The organism is Variovorax sp. P1_G12 (assembly GCF_056405555.1).
Genome location: NZ_JBFUBW010000033.1, coordinates 55030 through 81990, shown reverse-complemented (window position 1 = coordinate 81990; position 26961 = coordinate 55030). Strand labels below are relative to the sequence as shown.

The 26961-nt window shown below is 68.4% G+C and carries 29 protein-coding genes and 2 pseudogenes; 12 read left to right on the top strand and 19 right to left on the bottom strand.

Features of this window, described 5'->3' with window-relative positions:
• Window positions 1–470: histidine kinase (locus AC1D2O_RS29935; RefSeq protein WP_478158375.1), on the bottom strand; the 470-nt coding region annotated here is incomplete at its 3' end.
• A gap of 214 nt (window positions 471–684) precedes the next feature.
• Here AC1D2O_RS29935 and AC1D2O_RS29930 point away from each other — a divergent pair.
• Window positions 685–873 (top strand): DUF2970 domain-containing protein, encoded by a 189-nt coding sequence (locus AC1D2O_RS29930; protein ID WP_478088733.1) that lies wholly within the window; start codon window positions 685–687, stop codon window positions 871–873.
• A gap of 144 nt (window positions 874–1017) precedes the next feature.
• Here AC1D2O_RS29930 and AC1D2O_RS29925 read toward each other — a convergent pair whose 3' ends face one another.
• Window positions 1018–1545, bottom strand: a complete 528-nt coding sequence (locus tag AC1D2O_RS29925) for an Rrf2 family transcriptional regulator (RefSeq protein WP_478088731.1) — start codon at window positions 1543–1545, stop codon at window positions 1018–1020.
• 123 nt (window positions 1546–1668) lie between these two features.
• A complete protein-coding gene (locus AC1D2O_RS29920; protein ID WP_478088729.1) occupies window positions 1669–2007 on the bottom strand; it encodes a hypothetical protein in 339 nt (112 codons plus the stop codon).
• Window positions 2008–2404: 397 nt separating this feature from the next.
• On the opposite strand from AC1D2O_RS29920, the gene AC1D2O_RS29915 reads away from it, so the two are divergent.
• The 3 genes from AC1D2O_RS29915 to AC1D2O_RS29905 all read left to right on the top strand — a co-directional run bounded on the left by AC1D2O_RS29915 (window position 2405) and on the right by AC1D2O_RS29905 (window position 4236).
• Window positions 2405–3361, top strand: coding sequence for a M23 family metallopeptidase (locus AC1D2O_RS29915; RefSeq protein ID WP_478088741.1), 957 nt, complete (start codon window positions 2405–2407; stop codon window positions 3359–3361).
• The gene (locus AC1D2O_RS29910) at window positions 3354–3719 is read left to right on the top strand and encodes a hypothetical protein (RefSeq protein WP_478088726.1); all 366 of its coding nucleotides are present in this window, start codon (window positions 3354–3356) and stop codon (window positions 3717–3719) included. The genes AC1D2O_RS29915 and AC1D2O_RS29910 overlap by 8 nt, the downstream gene beginning before the upstream one ends.
• A gap of 79 nt (window positions 3720–3798) precedes the next feature.
• A complete protein-coding gene (locus AC1D2O_RS29905) occupies window positions 3799–4236 on the top strand; it encodes a bactofilin family protein (protein WP_478088724.1) in 438 nt (145 codons plus the stop codon).
• Here AC1D2O_RS29905 and AC1D2O_RS29900 read toward each other — a convergent pair.
• The 3 genes from AC1D2O_RS29900 to AC1D2O_RS29890 all read right to left on the bottom strand — a co-directional run bounded on the left by AC1D2O_RS29900 (window position 4226) and on the right by AC1D2O_RS29890 (window position 6766).
• Entirely contained in the window at window positions 4226–4633 is a 408-nt protein-coding gene (locus AC1D2O_RS29900) for a hypothetical protein (RefSeq protein WP_478088722.1), read from the bottom strand. The two genes, AC1D2O_RS29905 and AC1D2O_RS29900, sit on opposite strands and share 11 nt — an antisense overlap.
• A gap of 133 nt (window positions 4634–4766) precedes the next feature.
• Window positions 4767–6086, bottom strand: a complete 1320-nt coding sequence (locus tag AC1D2O_RS29895; protein WP_478088720.1) for a heavy metal sensor histidine kinase — start codon at window positions 6084–6086, stop codon at window positions 4767–4769.
• The gene (locus tag AC1D2O_RS29890; RefSeq protein WP_478088718.1) at window positions 6083–6766 is read right to left on the bottom strand and encodes a heavy metal response regulator transcription factor; all 684 of its coding nucleotides are present in this window, start codon (window positions 6764–6766) and stop codon (window positions 6083–6085) included. Before AC1D2O_RS29890 ends, AC1D2O_RS29895 begins: the two co-directional genes overlap by 4 nt.
• A 164-nt stretch (window positions 6767–6930) precedes the next feature.
• On the opposite strand from AC1D2O_RS29890, the gene AC1D2O_RS29885 reads away from it, so the two are divergent.
• The 8 genes from AC1D2O_RS29885 to AC1D2O_RS29850 all read left to right on the top strand — a co-directional run bounded on the left by AC1D2O_RS29885 (window position 6931) and on the right by AC1D2O_RS29850 (window position 14488).
• Window positions 6931–7344: a hypothetical protein gene (locus tag AC1D2O_RS29885; protein ID WP_478088717.1), complete on the top strand. Its 414-nt coding sequence runs from the start codon at window positions 6931–6933 to the stop codon at window positions 7342–7344.
• A gap of 119 nt (window positions 7345–7463) precedes the next feature.
• Complete coding sequence (locus tag AC1D2O_RS29880) at window positions 7464–7826, top strand: hypothetical protein (RefSeq protein ID WP_478088716.1); 363 nt, start codon at window positions 7464–7466, stop codon at window positions 7824–7826.
• Complete coding sequence (locus tag AC1D2O_RS29875) at window positions 7823–9244, top strand: TolC family protein (RefSeq protein ID WP_478088714.1); 1422 nt, start codon at window positions 7823–7825, stop codon at window positions 9242–9244. Before AC1D2O_RS29880 ends, AC1D2O_RS29875 begins: the two co-directional genes overlap by 4 nt.
• Window positions 9245–9284: 40 nt before the next feature.
• Entirely contained in the window at window positions 9285–10700 is a 1416-nt protein-coding gene (locus AC1D2O_RS29870; protein WP_478088713.1) for a multicopper oxidase family protein, read from the top strand.
• Window positions 10701–10733: 33 nt separating this feature from the next.
• On the top strand, window positions 10734–11240 hold the full coding sequence (locus tag AC1D2O_RS29865; RefSeq protein WP_478088711.1) for a cupredoxin domain-containing protein: 507 nt from the start codon (window positions 10734–10736) through the stop codon (window positions 11238–11240).
• Window positions 11241–11311: 71 nt separating this feature from the next.
• On the top strand, window positions 11312–11662 hold the full coding sequence (locus AC1D2O_RS29860) for a copper-binding protein (protein WP_478088710.1): 351 nt from the start codon (window positions 11312–11314) through the stop codon (window positions 11660–11662).
• Between the two features lie 207 nt (window positions 11663–11869).
• Window positions 11870–14053 (top strand): catalase/peroxidase HPI, encoded by a 2184-nt coding sequence (katG, locus tag AC1D2O_RS29855; protein ID WP_478158374.1) that lies wholly within the window; start codon window positions 11870–11872, stop codon window positions 14051–14053.
• 204 nt (window positions 14054–14257) lie between these two features.
• On the top strand, window positions 14258–14488 hold the full coding sequence (locus tag AC1D2O_RS29850; RefSeq protein ID WP_478158373.1) for a hypothetical protein: 231 nt from the start codon (window positions 14258–14260) through the stop codon (window positions 14486–14488).
• 34 nt (window positions 14489–14522) lie between these two features.
• Here the strand turns inward: AC1D2O_RS29850 and AC1D2O_RS29845 are convergent, their stop codons facing one another.
• The 13 genes and pseudogenes from AC1D2O_RS29845 to AC1D2O_RS29785 form a co-directional block, all read right to left on the bottom strand.
• Window positions 14523–14729: a hypothetical protein gene (locus AC1D2O_RS29845; protein ID WP_478158372.1), complete on the bottom strand. Its 207-nt coding sequence runs from the start codon at window positions 14727–14729 to the stop codon at window positions 14523–14525.
• A gap of 24 nt (window positions 14730–14753) precedes the next feature.
• Window positions 14754–15224: a hypothetical protein gene (locus tag AC1D2O_RS29840; protein WP_478158371.1), complete on the bottom strand. Its 471-nt coding sequence runs from the start codon at window positions 15222–15224 to the stop codon at window positions 14754–14756.
• Between the two features lie 82 nt (window positions 15225–15306).
• Window positions 15307–15684, bottom strand: coding sequence for a VOC family protein (locus tag AC1D2O_RS29835; RefSeq protein WP_478158370.1), 378 nt, complete (start codon window positions 15682–15684; stop codon window positions 15307–15309).
• A 22-nt stretch (window positions 15685–15706) separates the two neighbouring features.
• Complete coding sequence (locus AC1D2O_RS29830; RefSeq protein WP_478158369.1) at window positions 15707–17182, bottom strand: SRPBCC family protein; 1476 nt, start codon at window positions 17180–17182, stop codon at window positions 15707–15709.
• 6 nt (window positions 17183–17188) lie between these two features.
• Entirely contained in the window at window positions 17189–17626 is a 438-nt protein-coding gene (locus AC1D2O_RS29825; RefSeq protein WP_478158368.1) for an SRPBCC family protein, read from the bottom strand.
• Window positions 17627–17629: 3 nt separating this feature from the next.
• Window positions 17630–19318 carry a flotillin family protein gene (locus tag AC1D2O_RS29820; protein ID WP_478158367.1) on the bottom strand — a complete coding sequence of 563 codons (1689 nt, stop codon included), beginning with the start codon at window positions 19316–19318 and terminating at the stop codon, window positions 17630–17632.
• A 72-nt stretch (window positions 19319–19390) separates the two neighbouring features.
• Complete coding sequence (locus tag AC1D2O_RS29815; RefSeq protein ID WP_478091210.1) at window positions 19391–20227, bottom strand: phosphoenolpyruvate hydrolase family protein; 837 nt, start codon at window positions 20225–20227, stop codon at window positions 19391–19393.
• A 38-nt stretch (window positions 20228–20265) separates the two neighbouring features.
• Window positions 20266–21471: pseudogene (locus AC1D2O_RS29810) on the bottom strand (Tm-1-like ATP-binding domain-containing protein); the annotation flags it as partial.
• A gap of 531 nt (window positions 21472–22002) precedes the next feature.
• Window positions 22003–22449: pseudogene (locus AC1D2O_RS29805) on the bottom strand (ABC transporter ATP-binding protein); the annotation flags it as partial.
• Window positions 22450–22496: 47 nt separating this feature from the next.
• Entirely contained in the window at window positions 22497–23321 is an 825-nt protein-coding gene (locus AC1D2O_RS29800) for an ABC transporter ATP-binding protein (protein ID WP_478091212.1), read from the bottom strand.
• 151 nt (window positions 23322–23472) lie between these two features.
• Complete coding sequence (locus AC1D2O_RS29795) at window positions 23473–24726, bottom strand: ABC transporter substrate-binding protein (protein ID WP_478158366.1); 1254 nt, start codon at window positions 24724–24726, stop codon at window positions 23473–23475.
• Window positions 24727–24742: 16 nt separating this feature from the next.
• Window positions 24743–25891 (bottom strand): branched-chain amino acid ABC transporter permease, encoded by a 1149-nt coding sequence (locus AC1D2O_RS29790; RefSeq protein ID WP_478158365.1) that lies wholly within the window; start codon window positions 25889–25891, stop codon window positions 24743–24745.
• Between the two features lie 79 nt (window positions 25892–25970).
• The gene (locus tag AC1D2O_RS29785; RefSeq protein WP_478087819.1) at window positions 25971–26912 is read right to left on the bottom strand and encodes a branched-chain amino acid ABC transporter permease; all 942 of its coding nucleotides are present in this window, start codon (window positions 26910–26912) and stop codon (window positions 25971–25973) included.
• Window positions 26913–26961: the final 49 nt, after the last annotated feature.

Below are 26961 nucleotides of genomic sequence, written 5' to 3'. Positions count from 1 at the left end.
ACCGTGCCGTTGAGGCTTTCGAGGTGCTGCACGTTGAGCGCCGACCAGACCTCGATGCCGGCGGCCAGCAGTTCCTGCACGTCCTGCCAGCGCTTGGCGTGGCGCGAGCCCGGGGCGTTGGTGTGGGCGAGCTCGTCGACCAGCAGCACGGCCGGCCGGCGCGCCAGCGCGGCGTCGAGGTCGAACTCCCGCAGCGTACGGCCGCGGTAGGGCAGCTCGCGCAGGGGCAGCGCCTGGAGGCCGGCCAGCAGCGCCGCGGTCTCGCTGCGGCCATGCGTCTCGACCACGCCGATCACCAGGTCGCGCCCGGCCGCGTGCTCGCGCTGCGCCGCGCTGAGCATCGCCCAGGTCTTGCCGACGCCCGCGCTGGCGCCGAAGTAGATGCGCAGCCGGCCGCGCCGCGCGCGCTCGTCCTCCGCGCGCAGTTGCGCGAGCAGGGCATCGGGGTCGGGGCGGGCGGCGGCGTTCATGAAGCGGGCAGGGCGCACAGGGTATCCCATCGCCGGGCGTCGAACCCGAGCGAGAATGCCTGCCCGCTCACGCGCGGCTCGCCGACGCGGCCTCGCAACGACGGCGTCAACGAAGCCCCGGCGCCGCCATCTGCGACGGTCGAATCGGGGCGAACTGATTCTTTACCCGGCAGCGTTTCGGCGTCACATTGGATGGCATTCTCGTGAGGCTGCCATGTCCAATTTTCTTCGCTACCTGCGTGCCGTTCTCTGGGGCCTCATCGGCCTGGGCGGCCGCCGGGCCGACGCCGACGAGCGGGTCGACCAGGCAGGCGCGGTGCCGATGATCGCCATCGCGCTGGTGCTCGTGCTGCTGCTGGTGGTCGGCTTGATCGCGCTCGCGAAGTTCGCCGCCAGAGCTTGAATGGCCCCCACGCTCCCCCACTTCGTGTGGGTCGCTGCCCCCCGAGGGGGCCGCAGGCCGCCTTGGGGCGGCCCGGCGCCGGCCTGAGTCGCCCCCACGCTCCCTCAAGGGGAAGACAGCAGGCGGCTCGCGGCGAAGCGCAGCTCAGCGCTTGGCCAGCAGCGCCCCCATCGCGAACACCGAGTTCGGCGCATTGACCGGCGGTGGCTTCACGCGACCGGGCAGCACCGGCACGCCGGCCTTGCGGGCCACCCTCACGCCCTTGCTGATCTGCTCGTCGACCAGGCTTTGCAGCGTGATCGACTCCAGGAATTCGACCGCGCGGCGATTCACCGAATCCCACAGTTCGTCGGTGGTGCAGCGGTGCACGGCGCCCGGCGCATCGGGGCGCTGAGGGCGTGCCTTCAGCTCGGCCTCGTCGTCGATCGACAGGATGATCTCGGCCACGCTGATGTCCGAGGCCTTTCGGGCGAGCGAATAGCCCCCGCCCGGCCCGCGTGTCGATTCGACCAGCTTTTGGCGTCGCAGCTTGCCGAACAGCTGTTCCAGATAAGACAGCGAAATGCGCTGACGCTGGTGGATGGAGGACAGGTTGACCGGGCCGGTGCGCCCGTTCAGTGCCACGTCGATCATGGCGGTGACTGCGAAGCGGCCTTTGGTGGTGAGACGCATCGATGATTCTTTCTTGTGATCAGGGGCGGCCAAGCGCCGCCCGAGGGAGTCGCAGCGTGACGTGCGAAACGTCGTGCTGCAGGGTGCTGGCAACGGGGGGCAGGGCCCCCGCGTGCAGCGGGCCTAGAGCGTGAAGGCCTGGCCGCGGGGTGGCCGCTTGGGATGCTCGAGAAAGGGCGATGCCCTGAGCGTCGATGGCGGTTGCGGCGCCAACTGCGACACGGCCAGCGGGACGAACGGGCTCGGGCCGCCGATCAGGATTTCGCTGCAGTCGTGACGCTGTTCGTCGTGGCCGGGGGTTTCGTCCCCGGTGTCGGCCGGTGCGCCCGCGGCCGCCATCAGATCCTGCGCCTGCGCAGAGCCGTGCTGAGGCATGCCCGATGCGCTCTGGGCGGCGGCGGTGGCGAAGCCGAAGCAACACAGCACGAGCGCAATAACAGCAGTGACGAGCCAGCGGAGCATGAAGATCCTATTTTAACTGCCTCCGAACTCGGAGGCCCTTCAGTCCGCCTACGCCCAATCACCCCGGGAAGTCGGATGCAAGTCCGATGCTTTCAGATCTTTCCCATATGACGCATCGAGGCCAGCAGAGACAATGGCCAACGTCAAGCAACTTCAGCGCCTGTGCGTTCGGAATCCTGCCCCCCCAAGGATTGTCCCGTCGGCCAAGTGCTTGAGTCTTGAGTCGCCGGAATGCGCATGGAAGTGGCGCAACCGGACCTCTTAAGCGTGGCCGAAGCGGCTGCGCGCCTCGTTCTCCACTCAGAGATCAAGAGCCTTCGCGCCCCCGCGCACGACCACCTCCGTGGTCGAGTCGCGCGTGGCGCTGCGATGGCCCCGGATCTTCGAAATTGTCTCCATGCGAATACGCCCCCTATTCTTGTTCGGCACAGGCCGTCATCTCAGCAACGGATCGATCCGTTTCGTCACGCGTCGTGCGGCAGTGACGATCGCCCTCGCTGCTGCAGCGGCGGCTTCGGCCGCCGCGCTCGCACTGGGTGCCGCCGTCGGAGCGCATTGGGCCGAGCGCGAAGCGGCGGGCAATCAGGCCGCGCATGGCGCCGCGCGCGCCTATGTGGTGGACGAACTGGGCAAGCTGAACGCATCGGTCGCACAGATGGAGCCGCGGCTTTCCCGTCTGGCTGCGCATGTCGGCGAACTGCGCGGACTTCAATCACGTCTCAAGTCGCCGAAGGCGTCGCTCCGCCCGTCGAACACCTCCGCAGACCATGCCGCGCACGATGGCGAAGGCGGTCCGGCCTTGCCGCCGCGGCCTTGCGCCGACGCGACGGCAGCGCCCGCTCAGGCCGAAGTCGGCCGTATGCGCCGCCAAGTCGAGTGCATTGCCGACGCGCTGGTTCGGCTCGAACAGGAGGCCGTCACGCACACGGTCGCCTGGGCCGCGCTTCCGGGGCGCTCGCCGGTCGATGGCGCCCACTTTGGCTCGCCCTTCGGGAATCGAATCGATCCCTTCGACCGTCGCCTGAGCTTTCATTCGGGCATCGATCTCGCCGCCCTGACTGGGACGCCGATTCTCGCCACGGCCGGCGGCCGCGTGAGTTTCTCCGGACAGAAACCCGGCTACGGCAATGTGGTCGAGATCGATCATGGCAACCGGCTGGTCACCCGTTACGCGCACGCATCGCGCCTGGTCGCGCGCGAGGGCGATCTGGTGATGCCGCGACAGCACATCGCCGACGTCGGATCGACCGGCCGCTCGACCGGACCGCACCTGCATTTCGAGGTGCTGGAGAACGGCGAGCCCATCGATCCGGCCAACTACCTGACACTGTTCGCTGCAAATTCCAATGGCTGATCCGCGCGGTTTTCGCGCTTCGAGCCGCCTCGCCACGCGAGCCTATGCGCTGCGGCCCGTTCGATCCATTGCCGCCAGGGTAGGGACGTGGGCCACCGTGTGCGCGGCATGCCTCGCGGCCGGCGCGGCGGTGTCGAAGTGGCACGGGCAGCGCGAAGCAGCGCCGATCGGACCGTGTGTTGCGACGCCCTCCGAAGAGCTCGTTCAGGCGGAACTGGCGCGCACTCGGCTGGCGCTGGCGCAGGAAGAGGCCGCGCGCGCCGCCATGCAGAAAGCCGCCGATGAGTCCGCTGCGGAAGTCAGCCGGCTTGGCACGGAACTCCGCTTTTTGCGCGGGCAACGCGCGACGCGACCTTGAGTCGTCGATCCCGCGCTGGCGGCCCGCCAGGAGCGATGCGGCATCCCATTCCATTCCATTCCTCAATCAGAAATCGTCCATGTTCGGCAAGAAGAAATCGGCGGGAATCCGTCAAGCGAAGTTCGCGACCCTGGTCGCGCACGATGTGCGCCTCATCGGCAACCTTGAATTCAGCGAGGGCCTGCGCTTGGATGGCCACGTGCAGGGCAACATCAGCGGAAAGACCGGCAGCCAGACACTGCCCGTGCTGAGCAACCGAGGCTCGATCACCGGCAACGTGCATGGTTACGACGTGGTCGTCAACGGAACGATCGTCGGCGACGTGTTCGCCGACCACTTCGTCGAACTGCAGGCGAATGCACATGTCACCGGCAACATCGACTACCAGCAGTTGCGGATGGATTGCGGCGCGACCGTGGACGGCAAGCTGACGAAGCGCGACATCGACTCGCCCCCCTCCGCCGCCGCCGGTGAGGCCGCCGAATCGGCGACATCGCCGCGTTCCCCTATCGCGTGATGCGGTCGGCGCGCGCGCCGACCTCCGCACCGCTGCGCAGGCGCGCGTACTCGGCGGCGGCTTGCCTGGACGCGGGCGTGGACATGTCGGCGCCGGCTTCGCCGTTCTGTGCGGCGGCCAGTCCCGAACGCATCCAGATCAGGGTGTCGGCCTGGACCATCGCCCGGCTGTTGGCGGAGACGCTCACCGCGGCGCGCGGGTGGCCCTCGGGATACCCTCGGTCCGGTGCGTTCTGCAGCCAGCCCCGGGTGTCGGCCGCCACGGCATCGCGGTTCGTGGCGGAGGTCAGCGGCGCGGGCCGGGGATCGCCCTCCGCATAGTTGCCGGCCGAGGCGGGACCTGCGATCGCGCCGAGCAGGAGGGTCAGCAGCAGGGAGTGCTTGCGGGAGATGTTCATCTTCGATCCTTTGACAAATAGAGTGGCGTTGTGGCCGGCCGAGACAAGCACCAGAAGCTTGTCGCTTTCGGTTCACCCACTCTAGGTTGCGGATCCGCGGATTCCCGTACAGCCAGATGACAGTCGCGTCATGTCAGCCTTCGCGCATCGCCACGGAGAAACCGATCTCGGTCACCCCCGATCGCGACGTGGCCCGCGTCTGACCGCCGTGCATCCGCGCGATTGCCGCCACGATGGCGAGGCCGAGCCCATGGTGCTCGGACGAGTCGGTGCGAGACCGCTCCGCCCGGAAGAAGCGCTTGAAAAGATGGGGCAACTCATCGGCCGCGACCGGCTGCCCCCGGTTGGCAACCCTGACCCAGACGCTGCCCGGCTGCGCTTCGATCGCCACCGCGATCGTGGAGCCGGGCGTCGCATACCGGCTGGCATTGCTCAGCAGGTTCGAGAGCGCCCGGCGCACCAGCCCGGTGTCGATGCCGACCTGCGCGTCGCCGGCCACATGCACGCGCAGTCCCGCGACTTCGAGCGTGGCCTCGTGAAAATCCAGCACGGTGCGCACCTGTTCGGCGAGACTGACCGGCGCCAGGCGGCGCGCGACGGCGCCCCGGTCCGCCTGGGTGAGGAAGAGCATGTCGGTCACGATCGTGGAGACGCGCCGCGCCTCTTCCAGTGCCGACAGCAGCGCTTCCCGCAGTTCGTCGGCCGATCTCGGCCGGGCCAGCTCGACCTCCACCATCCCGATCAGATTGGCCAGAGGCGTGCGCAGTTCGTGCGCCACATCGGCGTTGAACGCTTCGAGTTGCTGATAGGCTTGTTCGGCCCGATCGAGCACCGCGTTGAACTGCGCCACCCAGGGCGCGATTTCCGAGGCGTAGGGCGATGGATCGATGCGCCGGCCCGGATGTGCGGGGCCGGTGGCCGCCGTCTGTTCCACCAGGCTCTTCAAGGGCTTCAGCCCCCGGCGCACCAGCATCGCGCCGGTCGAGGCGATGAGCATGGAACCGAGGACGACCGCGCCCAGCAAGGTCCAGGCGAGCCGGGCCAGCAACCGGGCGTCGTCCTGGACATCGATGCCCAGTCGCAGATGCATGACGGCATCGCCGGACTGGATCTTCTGCTCGTCGGCGGGCATCCACAGCCAGCGCGCCGAGGCGCGGCTGGGCGTGGTCGCGTAGACGATCTCGCTGCCTTGGCGCAGCACGAGGCTGATCTCCGAGTGCGTCAGAAAGAAGTCGTCCAGCTTGTGACGCAGGCCGTCCCGGCCCGTCTCGCTGCGAGACTCCTCGATCAGATGCCGGATCAGTTCGGACTGCCGTTCGAACTCGCTGGCCTGCTTCAACTGGAAGCTCCAGGCGGTCACGGCGTAGATCGCGGCACAGACCAGGCTCAATCCGAGCAGTGCCTGGACCGCGAACCAGCGCGACAGCGCCGCCTGAATGGAGCTCGCATTCACGGCAAGCCGCCTTGCCGGCTCTCCAGCACGTACCCCATGCCGCGCACCGTGTGCAGCAGCTTCTCGTCGAAGGGATCATCGATCTTGCCGCGCAGCCGCCGGATGGCGACTTCCACCAGATTGGTGTCGCTGTCGAAGTTCATGTCCCACACCTGCTCGGCCAGTTGCGTGCGGGACAGCACATGGCCCTGGCGGCGCATCAGCAGGGTCAGCAACGCGAACTCCTTGGCGGTCAGATCGAGACGTTGCCCGTGGCGCGAAGCCTTGCGCGAGAGCACGTCGAGGCTCAGGTCCTTGAGCACGTAGCTCGACATCTCGTGCAGCTTTCCACGCCGCAGGAGTGCCTGGATTCGGGCGAGCAATTCCGAGAAAGCGAAGGGCTTCGCGAGGTAGTCGTCCGCGCCGCTTTGCAGTCCGCGCACCCGGTCGGCCACCTCGTCGCGAGCCGTCAGCATCAGGACCGGCATCGACTTGGACTTGCGCACGGCATCCAGCACCGCGAAGCCGTCGATGCCCGGGAGCATCACGTCCAGTACCAGCAGGTGGTAGTCGCCGTCGAGCGCCAGGTTGCGCCCCTCGGTGCCGGTGCGCGCCAGATCGACCGTGAAGCCGCTTTCGGAGAGTCCCTTGACGAGGTAGTCGCCCAGCTTGTGTTCGTCTTCGATGACCAGGATTCGCATCGCCGGATGTTACGGCGCACGCATGGTCACAAGGATTACTTCTTTGTAATCCGGCAGTCCGGCGAATGCCGGACTGGCTTCCTAGAGTGCCGGCATGCACAAGTCACCCGACGACCACGGCTTCTCGACCGGCCCCAGGCACCGAAGCAATTAGAATGCGCGGCATGCACCGGGTTCGCCTGCTCGTCCTTTGGATCATGATGATCGCCGTGCCCTTCCAGGGGTACGCGGCGGCAGCCATGCTCTACTGCGGGCCGGGGCATGCCGGTGCGACGGCCGCGGTGTCCGCCGAGCCTTCCGTGGCGCACGACCATGCCCAGCACCCGCACGGTGACGGCCATGGCCACCCGCACCAGGAAGCCAAGCCGCCCGCGAACGACGACGGCGGCCAGAGCGTCAGCGCGGCGCAAGACACCCAGCACAAGTGCAGCACCTGCGGCGCGTGCCATGCCACCGCGCTGACCAGCACCCTGCAGCTGGCCGTGTTCCACGACCTGCCCCACGCCGATCTGGCGGAGCCGGCCGTCACCATGGCCACGCTCGCGCCGCGCGTTCTCGACAAGCCTCCTCGCGCCTAGCGCGTTCGCTCGCCTGTGGCCCTGGTGTCACGGGCCGGCGCGAACGCTCATGCATCGCCTGCGTCCTGCCCATTCCGGGTGGCTCCGACGCACACCGTTCATGCACTTGCGAGGACTCCATGTTCCCTTCATCGCCGGCCCGTTGGCTGGCCGTATTACCCGTCATGGCGGCGCTGGCCGCCATGGCGCAACCCGCGCCCGCGCCTTCCGGCACGGCCCCCAGCGCGGCGCCACCGACCCTGAGCTACAAGTCCGCGTTCGAGGGCTACCAGTCCTTCGCCGATGAAAAACCCATCCCCTGGAAGAAGGCCAACGACACCGTCCAGCGCCGCGGCGGGTGGCAGGCCTATGCCAAGGAAGCGTCGAACGACACCCGCCCCGCCGAGACCGGATCGCCCCAGGGTGCGGCCGCCGCGCAGCCGGGCCACGCGATGCCGATGCACGGCACGCCGGCAGCGCCGGTGAAAAAGGACCCGCCATGATGCGCGCCTTGCGCTTGACGACCGTCGCTGCCGCGGTCGTCTTCCTTGCCGGCTGCGCCTCGGTGAGCATCGACGACGCCTTGCAGGAAACCAACGCCCGTGCCCAACCCTTCACCCAGGGCAAGCTGGAACTCAGCCGCACCCAGGAGCAGCGTGACCGCCGCTCGGCGCTGACGCAGGAACTGCTGTCCCGGCCGCTGTCGCAGAACGATGCGGTCCAGGTCGCGCTGGCCAACAGTCCGGCGGTCCAGGCCCTGGTCGCCCGGAGCTGGGCCGACATCGCCGCAGCCAACCAGACGGGCCGGATGCCCAACCCGATCTTCACGTTCGAGCGCATGACGCTGAACAGCGAACTCGAACTGGGCCGTCTGCTGTCCTTCGGACTCCTGGATCTCATCCTGCTGCCGCGGCGGCTGACGATTTCCAAGAGCCAGGCGAACCAGGCCAAGGTCCAGCTCACCGCCACCGTGGTCGACCAGGTCACGCAGGTCAAGCAGGCCTGGGTCCGCGCCGTCGCCGCGCAGCAGATGCGCCAGTACGCCGAACAGGTCCATCGGTCGGCCCAGGCCAGTGCCGAGCTCGCGCGCCGGATGCAGCTGGTCGGCAACTTCAGCAAGCTCCAGCGCGCACGCCAGCAGGTCTTCTATGCCGACGCCACCACCCAGCTTGCCGCGGCGCAACACGCCGCCATCGCGACGCGCGAAGAGCTGGTTCGTGCCTTGGGGCTGGACGATGCCCAGGCCGCCGGGCTCGTCTTGCCCGAGCGGCTTCCCGACCTGCCGAAAGCGCCGCGCGAGGCGAAGGAAGTCGCGGCCACCGCGACCGAGCAGCGCCTCGACGTTCAGGTCGCTCGCGCCCAGCTCGACGTCGCGGGCCAGTCGCAAGGGATCAACTTGCTGTCGACCTTCACCGACGTCGAGCTCAGCGGCCGCCACGACACCGTGTTCGACAACGCGGAAGGCACGAAGAGCACCCGGCGCGGCTACGAGCTCGACATCCGGCTGCCCCTGATCGACTGGGGAACGGCACAGCGCGATGCGCTGAATGCACAGTCCCTGGCCGCCGCCAACCGCTACGACGCCACCGTGCGCGGCGCGTCCTCGCAACTGCGCGAGGGCTACTCGGCCTACCGCACCGCCTACGACATCGCCCGGCATTACCGCGACGAGATCGTGCCGCTGCGCCAGGCCATGGCCGACGAGAACGTCCTTCGCTACAACGGCATGCTGATCGGCGTCTTCGAGCTGCTGGCCGAAGCGCGCGACCAGGTCACGAGCGTGATCAACGCCATCAACGCCCAGCAGCAGTTCTGGCTCGCGGACGCCGCCCTGGCCGCCTCGGTCATCGGCAAGCCGACCGCCGCCGGGGCACCCATGGCCGGCGCCGGGGCTGCCTCCGCCTCCGGCGCCGCGCATTGAGCGCGACCCGAACCCGACGACACATCGATCGATGAACGACATGACAAACAGACGCAGTTTCCTAGGCGGTGCGGGCGCCATCACGGGCGCCATCGCGGCCGCGAGCGTCGGCAAGGTGGCCATGGCCGCCTTGCCCGAGCCCGTGCTCCAGACGACGCCCGACACCATGCCGCCGCTCGCGCCCCCGAGCGGACGGCCGTACAACCCGGTGGTCACGCTCAACGGCTGGACCTTGCCCTGGCGCATGAACAACGGCGTCAAGGAGTTCCACCTGGTGGCCGAGCCCGTGGTGCGCGAAATGGCGCCCGGCTTCAAGGCCAACCTGTGGGGCTACAACGGCCAGTCGCCGGGCCCGACCATCGAAGTCGTGGAAGGCGACCGGGTCCGGGTCTTCGTGACCAACAAGCTGCCCGAGCACACCAGCATCCACTGGCACGGGCAGCGTTTGCCCAACGGCATGGACGGCGTCACGGGCCTGACCCAGCCGGCCATCCGGCCAGGCAAGACCTTCGTCTACGAATTCGTGGCGCGCCGCCCGGGCACCTTCATGTACCACCCGCATGCGGACGAGATGGTGCAGATGGCGATGGGGATGATGGGCTTCTGGGTGACGCATCCGAAGGGCGAACACCCGCTGATCGACAAGGTCGACCGCGACTTCGTGTTCCTGCTCAATGCCTACGACGTGGAGCCCGGCAGCGCCACGCCCAAGATCATGACGATGCTGGACTTCAACCTCTGGTCCTGGAACAGCCGGATCTTCCCCGGCATCGACTCGCTCAACGTCCGGCTCAACGACAAGGTGCGCATCCGGATCGGCAACCTGACGATGACGAATCACCCGATGCACCTCCACGGGCACGAGTTCCTGGTCACCGGAACGGACGGCGGGCCCACGCCGAAGAGCACCCGCATGTACGAAGTCACGACCGATGTGGCGGTCGGCCAGATGCGGCAGATCGAGTTCCTGGCCGACGAGGAGGGCGACTGGGCCTTCCACTGCCACAAGAGCCATCACACCATGAACGCCATGGGCCACGACGTTCCCACCCTGATCGGCGTCGACCACAAGGACATCACCCGGCAGATCGCGGACCTGGTGCCCGACTACATGGTGATGGGCGAGCGCGGCATGGCGGACATGGCCGAGATGGAGATGCCGATCCCCGACAACACCGCGCGAATGATGACGGGCGAAGGCCCGTTCGGCTCGGTCGAGATGGGCGGCATGTTCAGCGTCCTGAAGGTACGCAAGGGCCAGAAGCCCGGCGACTACAGCAACCCCGGCTGGTTCAAGCATCCGAAGGGCACGGTCGCCTACGAACTGGGCAGCCCACCGCCCGAGGCGCCGCGGCAACGCGGCGCCGGCGCGGCTGCGATGCCCGCCAACAACATGCCCGCCAAGAACATCGAAGTCCAGATTCGCAAGCCTGCCGGCGGCCACTCCGGCCACTGATTCCTATCCTCCCTCCTCACAAGAAATGAACCTATGAAGCCATCACTGCGCAACACCTCCCTCGCCGCGCTGCTCGCCTTGGCTGCCGTGGCCGCTTCGGCGTCGGGCACCCATGCCGGCGGCCATGGCCATGACGCCGACCAGGCGATCGGCAAGCCCGGCGTGGCCGCCAAGGCCACCCGCACGATCCATGTCGACATGACGGACGCCATGCGTTTCACGCCTGCCGACATCACCGTCAAGCAGGGCGAGACGGTGCGCTTCGTCATCAGGAACTCCGGCGTTCTGAAGCACGAATTCGTCCTCGGCACCGAGCAGGAACTCAAGGAACACTACGAAGCCATGAAGAAGAACCCGGAGATGGAGCACGCCGATCCGAACATGGTGACCCTCGCGGCAGGCAAGACCGGCGAGGTGGTGTGGCAGTTCACCAAGGCCGGCAAGGTCGACTTCGGGTGCCTGCAGCCGGGCCACTACGACATGGGCATGAAGGGCGTCGTGAGCGTCGCCAGATCGGCCGGCAAGGCCGAGCGAAAGTGAGTCGCGCCCTCCATCCGCCGGACATCCGGTCCGGCTCTCTCCCACCTTCCAATCCACTTCAGGGGCATCCCATGATCCATATTCGCATCGCCTTCACGGCATTCGTTGCAGCACTCACGGTCGCCGGGGCGGCCAGCGCCCAGTCCGGCACGCCCGTTCAGGCCGCCGCCGGCGCGGCCGCCGAGTCCGGCGACGCATCGGAACTCTCCGAAGGCGAGATTCGCAAGATCGACAAGGCCGGCAAGAAGCTCACGATCAAGCACGGCACGCTCAAGAACCTCGACATGCCGGGCATGACCATGGTTTTCCACGTGACCGACGAGACCCTGCTCGACAAGGCCCAGGTCGGCGAGAAGGTCCGGTTCCGGGCCGAGAGGGTCGAAGGCAAGTTCACCGTGATCCGGATCGAAGCGGCGCACTAGGGGTCTGTGAACACAGGAATCCCCCTGCGCCGGGGCGACAAGGGGTGCGGGGTTGGGCGCGGGTCGCAGCCCGGGGTTACAACCCGTTGTTGCGACCACGGTCCGTCAACGTGACAATCCTATGAGCGTCATAGGCAAAGCCTTTTCCCTGTTCGTCCGTGCGGCATCCAGAATGCAGAGATCTCGTCAAAAAACCGGAGATTCACCATGAGCCAGACACAAGCGGAAGCCCAGTGCCCCTTCCACCATGCGGTGACCCGCGGCCCTGTCAATCGTGACTGGTGGCCCAACCAGTTGCGGGTGGACTTGCTAAACCAGCATTCCTCCAAGTCCGATCCGATGGGCGAGGACTTCGACTACACGAAGGAGTTCAAGAGCCTCGACTACGAGGCGCTGAAGAAGGATCTGCGTGCGCTGATGACGGACTCGCAGGACTGGTGGCCGGCGGACTTCGGCCACTACGGCCCTCTGTTCATCCGTATGGCCTGGCACAGCGCCGGTACCTATCGGACCGGCGACGGGCGTGGCGGCGGCGGCCGGGGCCAGCAGCGCTTTGCGCCGCTCAACAGCTGGCCCGACAACGTCAACCTCGACAAGGCGCGCCGACTGCTGTGGCCGATCAAGCAGAAGTACGGCCGCAAGATCTCCTGGGCCGACCTGATGATCCTGTCCGGCAACGTGGCCCTGGAATCGATGGGCTTCAAGACCTTCGGCTTCGGCGGCGGCCGCCCGGACACCTGGGAGCCCGACCAGGACGTCTACTGGGGCAAAGAGACGACGTGGCTGGAGGACAAGCGCTACACCGGCGACCGCGACCTGGAAAACCCGCTCGCCGCGGTGCAAATGGGCCTGATCTACGTCAACCCGGAAGGCCCGAACGGCAACGCGGACCCGGTCTCGGCGGCCAGGGACATCCGCGAAACCTTCGCCCGCATGGCGATGAACGACGAGGAAACCGTCGCCCTGATCGCCGGCGGCCACACCTTCGGCAAGACCCACGGCGCCGGCCCGGCAGACCTCGTCGGCTCGGCCCCGGAAGCGGCCGATCTGGAGGAGATGGGCATGGGCTGGAAGAGCACCTACGCCAGCGGCATCGCCGGCGATGCGATCGGCAGCGGCCTGGAAGTCACGTGGTCGCAGACGCCGACGCAGTGGAGCAACCACTTCTTCGAGAACCTGTTCAAGTTCGAGTGGGAACCGGTCAAGAGCCCGGCCGGCGCCGGACAGTGGCAGGCCAAGGGCGCTGCGGCGGACATTCCGGATGCCCACGACAAGTCGAAGAAGCGCGTGCCCACCATGCTGACCACCGATCTTTCACTGCGCTTGGACCCTGCCTACGAAAAGATCTCGCGGCGCTTCCTCGAGCACCCCGAGCAGCTTGCCGACGCGTTTGCGCGTGCCTGGTTCAAGCTGACGCATCGCGACATGGGCCCGCGCTCGCGCTACCTCGGCCCGGAAGTGCCCGCCGAAGCGCTGATCTGGCAAGACCCGATTCCGAAGGTCGACCATCCCCTGGTCGACGACAAGGACATCGCGGCGCTCAAGACCAAGGTGCTGGCCTCGGGCCTGTCGGTGTCCGACCTGGTGCTGACCGCCTGGGCCTCGGCCTCCACCTTCCGCGGCTCCGACATGCGGGGCGGCTCCGACGGCGGCCGCATCCGCCTCGCGCCTCAAAAGGACTGGGAAGTCAACGAGCCGACCAGGCTGGCCAAGGTGCTCAAGACGCTGGAAGGAATCCAGGGCGAGTTCAACAAGGCGCAATCGGGCGGCAAGAAGGTGTCGCTGGCCGACCTGATCGTCCTGGCCGGCTGCGCCGGCGTCGAGCAGGGGGCCAAGAACGCCGGTCACAAGGTGACGGTGCCCTTCACCCCGGGCCGCATGGACGCGACGCAGGAGCAGACCGATGTGCAGGCCATGGCGGTGCTCGAGCCGGTGGCCGACGGCTTCCGCAACTACCTCAAGAAGGACTTCAACGTTCCCGCCGATGCGCTGCTGATCGACAAGGCGCAGCTGCTCACCCTGACCGCGCCCCAGATGACGGTGCTGGTGGGCGGCATGCGCGCGCTGGGCGCCAACGTCGGTGCCACCAAGCACGGCATCTTCGGCCAGAAGGAGCACGCGCTGACCAACGAGTTCTTCGTGCGCCTGCTCGACCTGAACACGACCTGGAAGGCCGTGCCCGGCGAGAACAACCTGTACGAGGGCGTTGAACGCAAGACGGGCGAGCCCAAGGGCAGCGCGACGCGCGTGGACCTGGCCATCGGCTCCAATTCAGTGCTGCGCGCGCTGGCCGAGGTCTACGGCAGTTCGGACGCAAAGGAGAAGTTCGTGAAGGACTTCGTCGCGGCATGGACCAAGGTGATGAACCTTGGCCGCTTCGACATCGGTTAGACAATCCTCGCGGTTGCCGATTCGCCAACCGGATCTTTCAGGAGGCCAACGAACGTTGGCCTCCTCAAGCGCAGCCACAAGCCGCCGTTCGAGGCCGGCGCCTGGTTCGGGCGCTGTCCGGCGATGAAAGCACGCCTTCATCTTTGCCCTCCTCCCGAGGGGGTGCAGTGCTACGCTATGCAGACAAGCGTGCGGGAGACAACGATGACGGCCAGCTACGTGGAAATACAAGGCGCCCAGGCGGATGTCGACCTCTGGGATGGGTTGATCACGGATCAAAACGCCCTCATCGGCGTCATGATGCAGAAGATGTCCCAAGTCGGATACACGGATGCCGCATGGCTCGACGATCGAATCACGGAGGCGGAGAGTATCGAGAATCGCCTGGTCGTCGGACTCGACCGCGCCCAGCGCCGATTAAGGGCCTTGATCTAGTGCTCGATTCAAGCGGCCCGACGTCCAGGCCCTGCTAGCGTTCGCAGCGAAACAGGACGCCGGACTCCGCCGGCGCCTTCCCGAGCATCCGCAGGGTCGATCGATCCTTTTCGCAATGCGCCGCAGCCTGGGCGGAGGTCGTGGCACGCAAGACGCCGTCGCTCATGCGGACGACTTCATTGGGGGGCGTGGCGCAGCCCCCCAGTGCCAAGGCGAGGAAAGACAAGGCAAGCCGGTTCATGCGCCGACTGTAGCGCCTCGGCGGTCACTTCACGTTCAGGATGTTCGGGCTGTCACCGGCGAAGTAACGCACCACGACGCCGTCAGGGTCGAAGTAGACATAGAACAGGCGCGGCATGCTGAGGTCCATGAACTGCCAGCTCCAGATCGGGCCATCGAAGGAAGTGACCCGGGTGACCTGGTAGGGCCGCCCGAAAGTTCGCAGCACATCGGCTTCGCGCCATTGGCCGATCACGATCGGGCTGTCGTAGATCGGGTTGTCGAGCGCCTGGGTGATCGCGACCACACGCCCGGCCGCATCGAGGTCGACGTTGTTGACCTGGTAGCCGGAGGGTGCGCGCGAATACTGCAACCGCTCGCCGCCGCCGGGCAGGGGATAGGTGGCGGTCGGCTTGCCTGCCTGCTGCAGCACCTCGGCGCGCGTGCTGCCGAGCGGCAGCCGCGACGGGTCGGTCGCGCAGCCCGCGATCGCCAGGCCCAGCAGAGGCAGCAGCATGAACCGACAGAAACGGTGAAACATTGCGCTGCCTCCTGCGGAAGGGATGGCATTGAACGGAGATGCGTTGAAAACTGGCATGTCAAAGCACCTCCGAAGCGTCGAAATCGAGTTCGACCTTGGCGCCACTGGGGTCGTGGCAGAACAGCTGCCAGGTGCCGCCACCGGGCTGCTGGCGCAACTCGTACCTGATCCCGCTCTCATCGAAGCGGGCCTTGACCGCGCGCAGGTCCTGCGCCGTGAACGCCATGTGGTCGATGACCCCGGTGCGCTGCGCCGGCACCGGCCGCTCGAAGTAGAGGTGCAGCACCGCCTGCGGGCCGCTGCCGTAGAGCCAGGCGCCGGGAAAGCCGAGCTCCGGCCGGTGCCCGACGCGCAGGCCGAGCAGGCCGGTGTAGAAGGCGAGCGTCTTCTGCTCGTCCTCCGCGGTCACGGTGAAGTGGTTCATGCCGACGATCATGGCTTGCTCTCCTGTACGGGTCTCATGGCAACAGTACCAGCGCGCCCACGGTCGCGCGCGACTCGAGCCGCGCGTGCGCCTGCGCCGCGGCATCGAGCGCAAAGCGCTCGATGGGCGGCAGGCGGATCGAGCCGTCCGCCAGCGCGCTCCAGACCCGCTGCGCGCGTTCGGCCAACTGCGCCTGGGTCGAGACGTAGTCGAACACGACGGGGCGCGAGAAGCTCAGCGACTTGGCCACCAGCGCATCGGGCGCCAGCGGCGCCAGGGGGCCGCTGGCCTGGCCGAGGCTGATCCAGTGCCCCCGGCGCGCGAGGGCGGCCAGGTTCTCGTCGCGGGCCGCGTCGCCCAGGCCGTCGATCACCACGTCGGCGCCGCCGCAGCTGCGCTGCACGGCATCGGCGAAGCGGTAGTCGCGGGTCACGATCACGTGCTCGCAGCCATGCTCGCGCGCGACGCGGGCCTTCTCCTCGCTCGACACCGTGCCGATCACCACGGCGCCGAGACGGCGCGCCCAGGCGCACACCAGCAGCCCGACGCCACCGGCCGCCGCGTGGACCAGCAGCCGGGTGCCACGCTGCACGCGCCCGAGGTCGTGCAGCAGGTAGTCGGCCGTGATGCCCTTGAGCAGCAGTGCGGCGGCGACCTCGTCCTCGACCGCGGCAGGCAATCGCACCACCCACTCGGCCGGCACGCAGCGCACGCCGCAATAGGCGCCCGGCACGGGGCCGAGATAGGCCACGCGGTCGCCCGGCAGGAAGCCGGAGACCTGCGCGCCGACATCGAGCACGCCGCCGGCGGCCTCCATGCCCGGCACGCCCGGCAAGCCCGCGGAGAGCGGCAGCATCGACGGAATCCAGCCGCGGCGCAGGTACACGTCGATGAAGTTGACGCCGACGGCGCGCTGCCGGATGCGCAGTTCACCGGCGCGCGGCGCAGGGGCCTCGAAGGCCTGCGCCCGAAGTTCATCCGGGCCGCCATAGCGCTCGATGGCGACACGGCGCGTCGGCACGGGGAGCGCCGTCGGCATCGCGTGGCCGGTGGGCGCGTGCCGGTCGGCGCCCCCGCGCAGGTAGCGCCGCAGATCCTCGAAGCCGGTCTCGTACACGCCCTGCGCCACGGTGTCGCGCAGTTCGCGCTCCATCCCCGGCGGCGTCGCAAAGCTCGACTCCCAATGCCAGAAAGTCCGGTTGCCGTCGGTCACCGGCTTGAGGCTGACCGTGGCCACGTAGCGCTGCAGCGGCAAGCTCGCTTCGACGATGCAATAGGTGCTCTTGTGCTCGGTGTCCGACAGCGTCAGCAACTGCTCGCGGACGCGGTTGCCGTCCTTCAGCGTGAAGCTGCGCACGCAGCCGACCTGGTCGCCGCGCTCGCCGCCTTCGATATGGCTGGAGGCGATCGCGCTGTGCCACCGGTCGTGGCTGTTGAAGTCGCGCAGCACCGCCCAGACGCGCTCGATGGGCGCGTCGATGACTGCGGAGCGCACGACCTTCTGCAGCATGGCTCGTCAGCGTAACGACCGCCGCTTCAACGCGTCGAAGCCGGCCTGGAACACGCCGTTGCCGATCGATTCCGTCAGCTCGCGCTCCCGGCCGGCCTCGCATTCGAACTCGGCGCTCCATTCGGCGAAGCAGTGCCCGCCATCGGTGACCGGCGTGAGCTTGAGCGTGGCAATGTAGTTCGCCACGCCCATCGGGCTTTCGAGGATCTCGTAGGTGCAGCTGTACTCGTAGTCGGACAGCGCCAGCAGCTTCTCCCGGATCATGYCGCCGTCCTTCAGGTGGAAGTGGCGGATGCAGCCGACGCGATCGGCCGGCTGGTCGTTCTCGATCCGGCTGTCGGCGATCAGTGGATGCCATTGCGGCAGGCCGTTGAAATCACGCACGCGCGACCACACGCTGTCCGCGGGGGCGTCGATCACGCTGGAGACATAGACATTCACCATGCGCTATTCCTTCGGCGTCGGCGCCGAGGGCAGGGCGGCATGGGCGCCGCTCGCGTCACCGACCAGCCGCTGGATGTCGCCGCCTTCGATGCCGATCTCGCGCAGCAGCTGGTCGACCAGCGGCGCCTGCGCCCTGAAGCGCAACGCCGAGTTGACCAGGCCGTCGGCAAAGCCGCTGCCGCCACCGCCTTCACCGCCGCCCGAGGAACCGCCGAGGCCGTCGACATGCAGGATCTTGATGCCTTCGATGCGCTCCAGCGGACGCACCGATTCGCGGATGATCGCCTCGGCCTTCTCGACCAGCTTCAGGCGCAGGGCCGACATCCGCGCCTCGGGCGTGAGCATGTTGTGGGACTCGTTCATCATGCGCGCGGCGTCGGCCTCGATCTCGGCGCGCACCCGCATCGCCATCGAGCGGATCTTGTCGGCATCCGCGTCGGCTTCGGCCTGCGCGCGCACTGCGGCGCCGCGCGCGGTGCTGGCGTCGCTCTCGGCCTGCGCCGCCGAAGTCAGGCGCAGGGCGTCGCGCTCGGCGACCTGCTGCGCGCCGATCAGGTCGATGGCCTTCTTGCGCTCGGCCATCTCGACCTCGCGGGCCGTGAAGACCTTCTCCTCCGCCGACACCGCCAGCGCCCGCGCGATCTCGGCTTCGGCCTGCGCCTCGCTCTGGGCCTTGCTCTCGCGCGCGACCGAGATGGCGCGCTGCTGCTCCGCCAGTTCGAGCGACATGCGGCGCTCGATCTCGGCGCTCTGGATCGCGCGCTCCTTGCCGATGCGTCCCTCCTCGATCGTCTGTTCGGAGCGGATGCGGGCCTGGTCGATGCCTTGCTTCGCCGCGATCTGCGCGGCCTCGGCGTCCTGCTCTCGCTGCGCGCGTTCGGCCGACACCTCGGCGCGCTGGCGGGCGCGCGCGATCTCGAGCTCGCGCTGCTGCGCCAGCCGCGCGTGCTCGGCTTCGCGATCGATGTCGAGCGAGAGCTTCTCGGCCTCGAGGTTCTTGTTCCGGATCGCGATCAGCGTGTCCTGCTCGACGTCGTTGCGCTGCTTCTTGCGATGCTCGATCTGCTCCGTGAGGCGGGTCAGGCCCTCGGCGTCGAAGGCGTTGCTCGGATTGAAGAACTCCATGCCGGTCTGGTCGAGCTGCGTCAGGGAGGCCGCTTCCAGCTCGAGGCCGTTCTTGGTCAGGTCCTCGGCGACGGCGTCGCGCACGCGCTTCACGTAGGTGCCGCGCCGCTCGTGGAGTTCTTCCATCGTCATCTCGGCCGCCGCGGTGCGCAGCGCGTCGACGAACTTGCCCTCGACCAGTTCCTTGAGCTGCTCCGGCTCCATCGTCCGCAGGCCCAGGGTCTGGGCCGCTGCGGCGACCGCCTCTTCGCTGGTCGCCACGCGGACGTAGAACTCGGCGATGACGTCGACACGCATCCGGTCCTTGGTGATCAGCGCCTTGTCGCGGCCGCGGTTGACCTCGAGGCGCAGCGTGTTCATGTTGACCGGGATCACGTCGTGCACGATCGGCAGCACGAAGGCGCCGCCGCCGAGCACCACCTTCTGCCCGCCCAGCCCGGTGCGCACGAAGGACCGCTCCTTGGAGCTGCGCAGGTACAGCCAGTGGAGCAGCCAGACCGCGATGGCGACGACGATCGCAACGACGATCAGCCCGAGGATGAAACTTCCGAATTGAGCGCCTGACATGGATCTCGTCTCCTTATTCAGTTGAGGACAGAGCCAAAGCTGCCGAGCAGCTGATGGGTCTTTCCCGCAAGGTCATCTGTCCAACGTGATCTGAACGAAGCGTCGCGTCGTCTCGGTGAGCGCCGCCTCGACGGGCAGGCGCTCCATCGAGCTCGCGCCGTAGAAGCCGTGGCACGCCGGGCAGCGCGACAGCACGTACTGCGCATCTTCGGGCGTGGCGATCGGCCCGCCGTGGCACAGCACGATCGCCTCGGGGTTCACTGCATGCGCCGCCGCCGCCCAGGCGTTGATGCGCGGCACGCAATCGGCCAGCGCGAGCGCGGTCCCGGCGCCGATGACGCCCCCGGTGGTCAGGCCCAGGTGGCACACCACGATGTCGGCGCCGGCCGCGGCCATCGCGCGCGCATCGGCTTCGCAGAAGACGTAGGGCGTGGTCAGGAGGTCGAGCGCGCGGGCGCGCGCGATCAGCTCGACCTCGAGCGCATAGCCCATGCCGGTTTCTTCGAGGTTGGCCCGGAAGACGCCGTCGATGAGGCCCACGGTCGGGAAGTTCTGCACCCCCGAGAAGCCGAGGGCGATCAGCCGGCCCAGGAATTCGTCCGGGATCATGAACGGATCGGTGCCGTTCACGCCGGCCAGCACCGGCGTGTGCTGCACGATCGGCAGCACCTCGCGCGCCATCTCGCAGACGATCTCGTTGGCATTGCCGTAGGCCAGCAGGCCCGCCAGCGAGCCGCGGCCCGCCATGCGGTAGCGCCCCGAGTTGTAGATCACGATCAGGTCGATGCCGCCGGCCTCTTCGCACTTGGCCGACAGGCCGGTGCCCGCGCCGCCGCCGATGATCGGTCGGCCGGCGTCGATCTTTGCGCGCAGGCGAGCCAGCAGGGTCGATCGGGAGATGCGTGGCATGGTCGGGGTCCTCCGGATGTCCTGGCGTGTCCTGGCACTTAGGCGCGCCGCGCGCCGGCCGGGGTTTGCGAAACCTCTCGCCAGGCGCCCACCAGCGCGTCGGCGAAGGCTTCGTCGTTGATGTGCAGCGGCAGGCGCAGCAGCTTGCGGTCGGGGCCGCCGCGAAAGCCGCGCTCGATGCTGTCGAAGAGCTGCCGGTCGGCGTCCGGGTCGTGGAAGGGCTGGCCGGGCCGGTCGATCGCGGAGACGCCGCCTTCGGGGATCAGGAAGCGCACCGGCCCGCGCATCGCGTTGAGCTTCACGGCGATGAACTCGCCGACCGCGCGGCATTCCTCGGCCGAGGTCCGCATCAGCGTCACGGTCGGGTTGTGGCGGTAGAGCCGGCGCGCCTTGAATCGTTCGGGCACCGTGTCCCAGGCGCCGAAATTCACCATGTCGAGCGCGCCGCAGGAGCCCACGTAGGGCAGCGCGTGGCGGGCGAAGACGTCCAGCCGCGTCGCGCCGGCCGACAGCACGCCGCCGGCGATCTCGTCCGCGATCTCGGTCGTCGTGACGTCGATCGCGCCGGCGATCAGGCCCGACTCGGCCAGCTTCTCCATCGACTGGCCGCCGACGCCGGTGGCATGGAACACCAGGCAGTCGAAGGCGTCCTCCAGGCGCCGGGCGACGGCCTGGACGCAGGGCGTGGTGACGCCGAACATCGTCAGGCCGATCGCCGGCCTGGTGACGCTGGAGACCGCCGGCGGATGCGCGATCATGCCGGCCAGCGCGTTCGCCGCATTGGCCAGCACCAGCTCGCTGATGCGGTGGATGCCCTGCACGTCGGTGACCGAATACATCATGCAGATGTCGCTGGGGCCCACGTAGGGCCGCGTGTCGCCGCTGGCCATGGTCGACACCATCATCTTGGGCACGCCGATCGGCAGTGCGCGCATGCCCTGGGTCGCCATCGAAGTGCCGCCGGAACCGCCGGCGGAGATGATGCCGCCCAGGTCGCGGCGGGTGCCGATGAAGGCCTCGAAGGCCAGCGCCATCGCAGCGGTGGCGCTGCCGCGGTCGTTGCTGAAGACCGCCGATTCGCCCTGCGGGTGGTGGCGCGCGACCTCGCGCGGATGCACGCTCGCGGGCGAAGGCGTGCCGGAGGTCGACAGGTCGACCGTGACGACGCGCAGGCCGAGCTTCTCGAGGCACTGGCGCAGGAAGGCCAGCTCGCGGCCCTTGGTGTCGAAGGTGCCGGCGACGTAGGCCGAGCGCTCGCTGCTCGCGGCGACCGGGAACTCGAAGACGCGGGGCGAAGCGGCGGCAGGCGGGGCCGGCGCTGGCGCCGCCACTGGCGCAAGCCTGACGATGTCGGCCACCGGCGCGGCGGTGCCGCCGGCGTTCCAGCGCGTGAAGCCGCGCACCGTGCTCGGCGCCGGGCCGTCGAGCGAGGTCGCGCCGTCGCCGTGCGCGCGGCGCACCGTGAACACTTGCATGGACTCTGGAGGGCCGGTATCGACGGCGGCGCTCGACGCCTCGAGATCGTCCTCCGGCCCGCCCGAGCGCACGCCCAGCAGGCGCTCCTGCAGCTCGCGGTCGGCCGCCAGCTGCGCCGCGGGCATCTCCTGCGCGATGCGGCCATTGACCATCAGGCCGATGCGGTCGGCCACCGAGATCGCGACGCCGAGGTTCTGTTCGATCAGCAGCACCGCGATGCGGCCCTCGGCCGCCAGCTCGCGCAGCGACTGCGCCACCTGCTCGACGATCATCGGCGCCAGGCCTTCGGTGGGCTCGTCCATCACGAGCAGCTTCGGGTTCAGCAGCAGGGCGCGCCCGATCGCCAGCATCTGCTGCTCGCCGCCCGACAGCTGTGCGCCGCCATGGCCGCGGCGCTCCGCCAGGCGCGGGAACATCGCATAGACGCGATCGACCTCGCGCCGGCGGCTGGCCACCAGCCGGAGGGTTTCGTCGACCGACAGCGACGCCCACACCCGGCGGCCCTGCGGCACGTAGGCGATGCCGCGCTTCGTGATCTCGTTCGGCGCCAGCCCGAGAATTTCCTCGCCCGCGAGCCGGATGCTGCCGCGCGCCGGCACCAGGCCGGTGATGGCGTTGCACAGCGTCGTCTTGCCCATGCCGTTGCGCCCGACGATGCCCAGCACCCCGCGTTCCAGCGTCAAGCTGACGCCCTGCAGCGCATGGGCGCGGCCATAGAAGACGTCGAGCGCCTCGATGGCCAGCATCGGCGCGCCGCTGGCCGCGACGGCCCGGTCGGTGCGAAACCATGCCATCAGTGCCTGCTCCCCATGTAGATCGCCTGGACCTGGGCGTCGTTCTCGATCTCGTCGGGCGTCCCGGTGCGCAGCACGCGCCCGTTGTGCATCACCGTAACCCGGTCGACCACGCGCAGCGCGATGTCGAGGTCGTGCTCGATCAGCACGAAGCTCATGTGCGCCGGCAGCGAACCCAGCAGCGCGACCAGTTCGCGCCGTTCGACCGGCGACAGGCCGGCGGCGGGCTCGTCGAACAGGATCAGGCGCGGCGCGCCGGCCAGCGCCATGCCGATCTCCAGCTGGCGCTGCTGGCCGTGCGCCAGATTGGCGACCCGTTCGTCCGCGATGTGGCTCAGGCGCGAGCGCTCGAGCAGGTCGCGGGTCGCGCGCATCGAGGCATGGCCGGCGCGCGCGCGCAGGAAACTGAAGCGCCCGCTGGCCACGCCGCGCACCGCCAGGAACAGGTTGTCGCGCACCGACAGGTCGCGAAACAGCAGCGAAGACTGGTAGGTGCGCCGGAGGCCCTTTCGGATGCGGTCGTGCGGCGGCAGCTCGGTGATGTCCTCGCCGAAGAAGTGGATGCGCCCCGCCGTCGGCGGAAAGTCGCCGGTGATGGCGTTGAAGAGCGTGGTCTTGCCGGCCCCGTTGGAGCCGAGGATCGCGTACTTCTGCCCGGCCGTGACGGTGAGCGACACGTCGTCGACCGCCCGCAGCGCGCCGAAGGCGCGCGTCACCCCGTCCAGCCGCAGCGCGTCGCCCGAGAGCAGCTGCGCGCCGGCCAGCGCGCCGGCATCCGAAGCGCCGCGCGACGTCGAGGGCCTGAGCGGGGTGATCGAAGCCATCTTCAGCTTTCTCGCGAAGCGTGCCAGGTGCCGGCCGGCGAAGCCCGGCCCCCTCGGGACACACCGCGGAACCGGCTTTGCCGGGCCGCCGGTGTGGCCCCCTTGAGGGGGGAGGCGGCTACACGCAATGAGCAAGCAACGGGGGTGGGCTTCATTTGCGGCAGTCGGGCACGTCGCGGGTGCCGAGGCCCATCTGCTTGAACTCCGCCTCGGGCAGGCCCAGCGTCTGCGTGATGTTGGGCACCGACTTGACGACCTTGTTGTAGAAGGAGCCGTCGGGCGCCTTCGCCACCTCGGTGATGTAGGTGGTGCCGACGCCGTTGCGGTTCGCGTCGATCCTGACCTCGCCGGCCGGCCCCTTGAAGTTGGTCTTCTGCAGCGCGTCGCGGTAGGCCTTCTGGCCGTTCGACAGGTCGCCCTTGACCGCGTCGAGCGCGTCCAGCGTGGCCTTGGTGTTGATGTAGTACAGGTAGGCGAACAGCGAGGGGCTCGGGAATCCGTCCTTGAAGGTGGCCTTGTAGTCGGCCACGAACTTCTTCCACTCGGGCGTGTCGATCGAATCGGCCATCGGCCCGGCGGACGCCGTGCCGAGCAGCGACTCGCGGCGCTTGCCCTTGAAGTTGAGCACCGTCTGGTCGACCGTGATCGAGCCGCCGACCATCGGCTTGTCGCCGCCGGCCTGCTCGTACTGGGTCAGGAAGTTCACCGCGTCCGAACCGCCGAGCACGACGACCAGCGCGTCGACGTCCTTCGGGATCTTCGCGATCACCGAGGCGTAGTCCTTGGTGCCGAGCGGGACCCAGGCCTTGTCGACCACCTTGCCGCCCTTGGCGCAGTAGCTCGCCATGAAGCCCTGCACCTGCGAGTACGGGAAACCGTAGTCCTCTGCGATCAGGAAGGTCTTCTTGTAGCCCTTCGAGAGCGCATGCTCGCCCAGGCCGACCATCCATTGCGCGCCCTCGGTGTTGAAGCGGTAGAAGTTCGGCGCCGGGTCCGCCAGCGTGGTCGCCTGGGCGCCGGACGAGCCGTTGATGAAGGTGATGTTGGGCTGCGTCTTCGCGTAGTTCTTGACCGCGATGCCCTCGTCGCCCGACAGCGGGCCGATCATGATCTGCACCTTGTCCTGCTCGACGGCCTTGCGCGTGGCATTGACCGCCTTGTCCGGGGTGGCGTCGGACGAGACCTTGATGAACTCGATCTTCTTGCCCCCGGCCATGCCGTTCCTTTCCTTCAGCGCGAGGTCCGCGCCGCGCATGCTGTCCTGGCCGGGTGCCGCGAACGGGCCCTCCAGCGTGGCGAGCAGGCCGATCTTCAAGGTTTCCTGCGCCTGGGAAAAGCCGGCCACCGTGACCAGCGCCGCCGCAGCAATGATGCTGCGCCCGAACGATTGCTTGCCTCTGCTCATGTCTCGCTCCTTCTTGTCATCGATGAATGCGGCCACGGCCGCGGGGGGTGAAAGGGGCGCCGAGGCGATGGCGCAGGCTCTGCCACAGGCCCAGCAATCCATCGGGGGAAAACAGAACGATCGCGAGGAAGACCCCGCCGATCACGAGATTGAAGCGTTCGCGGTCGACCAGGTCGATGGCGAAGTTCTGCAGCAGCACGAAGACGATCGCGCCGATGAAGGCACCGATCGGGTGCTTCATGCCGCCGAGCACGGCGATGATGAGGATGTTGATCATCGCGCCGATGCCGATGGTGCCGGGCGAGATGCGGCCGTTGTACCAGACCATGAGCACGCCGCCCACCGCGGCGAGGAAGCCGGCCACCGCATAGGCGCCGACCCGGTGCGCCGTCACGTCGTAGCCCAGCGCCTGCATCCGGCGCGGGTTGTCGCGGATGCCTTGCAGGGCCACGCCGAAGGGCGCCCGCACCAGGTGCTTGACGAAGAAGTAGCCGCCCGCCGCGCAGGCCAGGACCAGGAAGTAGAAGGGCATGGGCTCGTGCAGGTCGAGCTCGAACACCGTCGGCGGCCCGATGCGGCTGAAGCCCTGGAAGCCGTTGAAGACCGTGTAGTTCTGCTGCGCGAGATAGAAGAAGGCCACGCCCACCGCGAGCGTGATCATGATCGTGTAGATGCCCTCGGTGCGCACCGACAACCAGCCGATGGCCGCCGCGACCAGGGTGGCCAGCGAGATCGCCACGATCAGGGCCAGCCACCAGGGCCAGCCCAGGCTGATCGCGACGTTGCTGCTGGTGCCGAAGATCGCCAGCATGTAGGCGGCGAAGCCCGCGACCGTCATCTGGGCCAGCGACACCATGCCGCCGTAGCCACCCAGGAAGGTGAGCGACAGCGCGATGAGGCCGAGCGCCAGCGACTGGGCGCCGATCTGGAAGGTGAAGAAGGGCGAGGCCACGAAGGGATAGGCCAGGACGAAAGCGGCAACGAGCAGGTGGCGCAGCTTCACGGCGCCCAGCGCGGATCGCCACCACGCGGGGGCCGCCGGCTGCGGGCGGGCCGCGCTGCCGGCCCGCCGAGGCTGGCCGGCCGACTGCGCCACCGCGGCACCGCGCGCGGGCGCCGCCGTCGAGGACGCGTGCATGGCCCGCCGCCAGCGTGCCGCGCTCACTCGGAAACCTCCGTGCATCGCACTGCGGTGCGAGCGCCTTCGGGCGGCCGGGCGGCGCTCAAGAAAACCTCCGCGGCGCTCATGTGCTCTTCCCCATCAGCCCGCGCGGCTTGAAGGCCAGCGCCACGACCATGATCACGAAGGTGAAGACCACGCTGTAGGTCGGCGCATAGGCCAGGCCGAACTGTTCGGCCAGGCCGATCAGCAGCGCGCCGATGGCGGCGCCCACCACGCTGCCCATGCCGCCGACGATCACCACCACCAGGGACGCCAGCAGGTAGCGCGTGTCCTCGCCGGGCGAGATCGACAGCGCGGTGCCGCCGACGACACCGGCCAGTCCGGCCAGGCCGGCGCCGATCGCGAAAGTGAGCGCGAAGACGCGTTGCACGTTGACGCCCGAGGCCGCCAGCATGGCGCGGTCGTCCACGCCGGCACGGATCATCATGCCGATGCGGGTGCGCGCGAGCAGCAGCCAGAGCCCGACGCCGATCACGATCGATGCCAGCAGCACGAACAGCCGATAGGTCGGGAATTTCGCGATCAGCGGGAGGGTGGTGGAGCCGTAGATCCACGCCGGCGGATCGAAGGTGTAGATCTCGGCGCCCCAGAGCCAGAGCATCAGGTCGGCCATCACGATCGACAGGCCGATGGTGACCAGCGTCTGCCGCAGGTCCTGGCCCTGCATGTGGCGGAACACCAGCAGCTGCATCAGCAGGCCCAGCACCGCCGCGGCAAGGAAGCCCGCCATGACCGCCAGCACCCAGGAGCCGGTGCGTTCGCCGACGAACCAGCCGACATAGGCGCCGAAGAGGTAGAGCGAGCCGTGCGCGAGGTTGACGTTGCGCATCAGGCCGAAGACCAGCGTGAAGCCGCTGGCGACCAGGAAGTACAGCGACGCGAGCGTCATCCCGTTCAGCAAGGTCTTGAAGAACAGCGTCGCGTTGTCGGCGATCGCCCAGACCGCGAAGACCGCGATCGGCACGCCGAAAAGCAACCAGAGCGCCCAGCTTTTTCGGCTCACCGAGAACCTCCGCGCAACAGCGCTTCGGTGCTCGCCTTGGGAGCGGCCC